This window comes from Streptomyces carpinensis (genome assembly GCF_002154505.1).
Taxonomy (GTDB): domain Bacteria; phylum Actinomycetota; class Actinomycetes; order Streptomycetales; family Streptomycetaceae; genus Streptomyces; species Streptomyces carpinensis.
In genome coordinates, this window is the sequence record NZ_MUBM01000594.1 from 1 (window position 1) to 3,047 (window position 3,047).

At 75.0% G+C, this 3,047-nt stretch carries 2 protein-coding genes; both read left to right on the forward strand.

Annotated features, from left to right (window positions below; all coding sequences use genetic code 11):
* A partial coding sequence (gene cobT, locus BZY54_RS46655; protein WP_244217683.1) for a nicotinate-nucleotide--dimethylbenzimidazole phosphoribosyltransferase occupies positions 1-2,560 on the forward strand: 2,560 nt, incomplete at its 5' end.
* Positions 2,561-2,754: 194 nt separating this feature from the next.
* The coding region (locus BZY54_RS46660) for a precorrin-2 dehydrogenase/sirohydrochlorin ferrochelatase family protein (RefSeq protein WP_279634774.1) at positions 2,755-3,047 on the forward strand (293 nt) is incomplete at its 3' end.

Genomic DNA, 3,047 nt, shown 5'->3' on the forward strand with positions numbered 1-3,047 from the left:
GAGCCGCCTCCTCGACGGCACGCCCCTTCGGGAAGCCGACGGTGCCGTCGAGGAGGCGGCTCCCGCCGTGGGTGCTCCCGCGCCCGTCGACGGTCAGGTGGCCGAGCAGGCCCAGCCGGCCGCTGCCGCACCGGCCGGGGCGGACGAGGCGACTTCCGTGGCCCAGCCGGCGGACGCCACCGTCCACGATCCGGCCGCTGCCGCCCAGGACCCGAACGCCCTCCCGGCGACCGGGACTCCCGGGCCCACCGGTGCCGACGTGCCCCCGCAACCGGTTCTCGCCGCTCCCGCCGCCCAGGCACCGGAGGCAGCCGAGACGTCCGTGGCCCCCGAGGGACAGGAAGCACCCGAAGCACCTCACGGCGACGCACCCCACAGCACCGGCGAAGCTCCCCTCGCGGCCGCGGCAGCCTCTGCCGAGGACGGCGGGCAGGACACCCGCGGCCCCGGCGCCCCCCTGCCCGGCAGTGTTCCGTCGCAGCCCCGACCCGGCCTGACCCTGGGGCAGTTCGTTCCGGTCGAGGGCTCGGTGCCGACCACCCCGCACCTGGCCCCGACGCCGCCGCACCCGATCGTCGTGCCGGTGGACCCGCCCCAGCCGCTGCCCCAGCAGGAGTGGGAGGCGCAGCCCGCCGGCGGAGCCGTGCAGGAGCCCGTCGGCATGGTGCCCGCCCCTCGTGACGGCGACACCCCTCCCGCCGCGCCCGGTGAGGAGCCGGACCCCGCTGTGGTCCAGCACGCGGAGGACCTGGACACCCAGGTCGCCGACCAGGAAGAGCACCAGGAAGAGAGCACGGCCGCAGTGGCAGAAGCACGACAGTCCACCGGTCCGGCCGCGCCCGGCTACGACGAGGCCGAGCGGGAGGCGGTGCTCAAGGTGATGCGCGAGCGCCGCGACATCCGCAACGGCTTCCGCAGCGACCCGATCCCGCACGAGGTGCTGCTCCGCGTCCTGGAGGCCGCCCACACCGCACCCAGCGTCGGCCACTCCCAGCCCTGGGACTTCGTCGTCATCCGCTCCGCCGACACCCGCCGTGCGATGCACGAACTGGCCATGCGGCAACGCGACGCCTACGCCAAGTCGCTGCCCAAGGGCCGGGCCAAGCAGTTCAAGGAACTGAAGATCGAGGCCATCCTCGACACCCCGGTGAACATCGTCGTCACCGCCGACCCCACTCGCGGCGGCCGCCACACCCTCGGCCGGCACACCCAGCCGCAGATGGCGCCGTACTCCGCCGCGCTCGCCGTGGAGAACCTGTGGCTCGCCGCGCGCGCCGAGGGCCTCGGCGTCGGGTGGGTCAGCTTCTTCGACGAGCGCGAGATGGTCCGCGCCCTCGGCCTGCCCGAGCACCTGGAGGTCATCGCCTACCTGTGCGTCGGGTACGTCGACGAGTTCCCGGACGAGCCCGAGCTGATGCAGGCCGGCTGGTCCAAGCGCCGTCCGCTGTCCTGGGTGGTCCACGAGGAGACGTACGGCCGACGCGCCCTGCCCGGGGAGGAGCCCCACGACCTGCTCGCCGAGACCGTCGCGCAGATCCGCCCGCTGGACGCCAAGGCGCTCGGCGAGGCCTGGGAGCGCCAGAAGCGCATGACCAAGCCGGCCGGCGCGCTCGGCATGCTGGAGATCATCTCCGCCCAGCTGTCCGGGCTGTCCCGGCAGTGCCCGCCGCCGATCCCCGAGCCCGCGGCCGTGGCGATCTTCGCCGGCGACCACGGTGTGCACGCCCAGGGCGTCACCCCCTGGCCGCAGGAGGTCACCGCCCAGATGGTGGCCAACTTCCTCGGCGGGGGAGCGGTCTGCAACGCCTTCGCGGCCCAGGTGGGCGCCGAGGTCTGCGTCGTCGACGTGGGCGTCGCCACCGACCTCCCGGCCACGCCCGGGCTGCTGCCCCGCAAGGTGCGCGCGGGCACGTCCGACATGACCACCGGCCCCGCGATGACCCGCGAGGAGGCCAAGAAGGCCATCGAGGTGGGCATCGAGACCGCCCGCGACCTGGTCGCGGCGGGCAACAAGGCGCTGCTCACCGGCGAGATGGGCATCGCGAACACCACCGCGTCCGCGGCCCTCATCTCCGTCTACACCGGCGCGGACCCGGCCGAGGTCACCGGACGGGGCACGGGCATCAACGACGAGACGCTGGCCCGCAAGACCGAGGTGGTGCGCCGCGCCCTGGAACTGCACCGGCCGGACCCGGCCGACCCCGTCGGCGTGCTCGCCGCGATCGGCGGTTTCGAGCACGCGGCGATGGTCGGCCTGCTCCTCGGCGGCGCCTCGCTGCGCACGCCGGTGATCCTGGACGGCGTCAGCGCCGGTGCCGCCGCGCTGGTGGCCCGTGCGATCGCCCCCGAGGTGCTCGCGGCCTGCATCGCCGGACACCGCAGCGCCGAACCGGGGCACGTCGCCGCCCTGAACAAGCTCGGCCTGCGCCCGCTGGTCGACCTCGACCTGCGGCTCGGTGAGGGCACGGGCGCGCTGCTGGCGCTGCCGCTGGTGCAGAGCACGGCGCGGGCGATGCACGAGGTGGCGACCTTCGACTCCGCGGGCGTAACCGAGAAGTGAGTCGCGAGGGAAGTCGGCGGCCGGGGTCGGCGGGTTCGCGCTCCTGCGCACCCCCCGGCCCCGCCGTACGCTGAACCCACGTCTAAGATCCGCACGTCAGGGCCGCTCCGGAGCCGTAGCGCCCATGCGTACCCCTTCGCCTGCCTCCCCCACACAGCACCGCTGCGACCGCCCGGACGAGGAGCCGCACCCCCATGGCCGAACACCCTGCCTACCCCGTAGGTCTCCGCCTCACCGGCCGCCGCGTGGTCGTCCTCGGCGGCGGCCAGGTCGCCCAGCGCCGACTGCCGGCGCTCATCGCCGCGGGCGCCGACATCGTGCTGGTGTCACCCGAGGCGACCCCCTCCGTCGAGGCCATGGCGGACGCGGGCGAGATCGCCTGGCACAGGCGCCCGTACGAGGACGGCGACCTCGCGGACGCCTGGTACGCCCTGATCGCCACCAGTGACTCCGACGCCAACACCCGCGCCTCGGCCGAGGCGGAGCG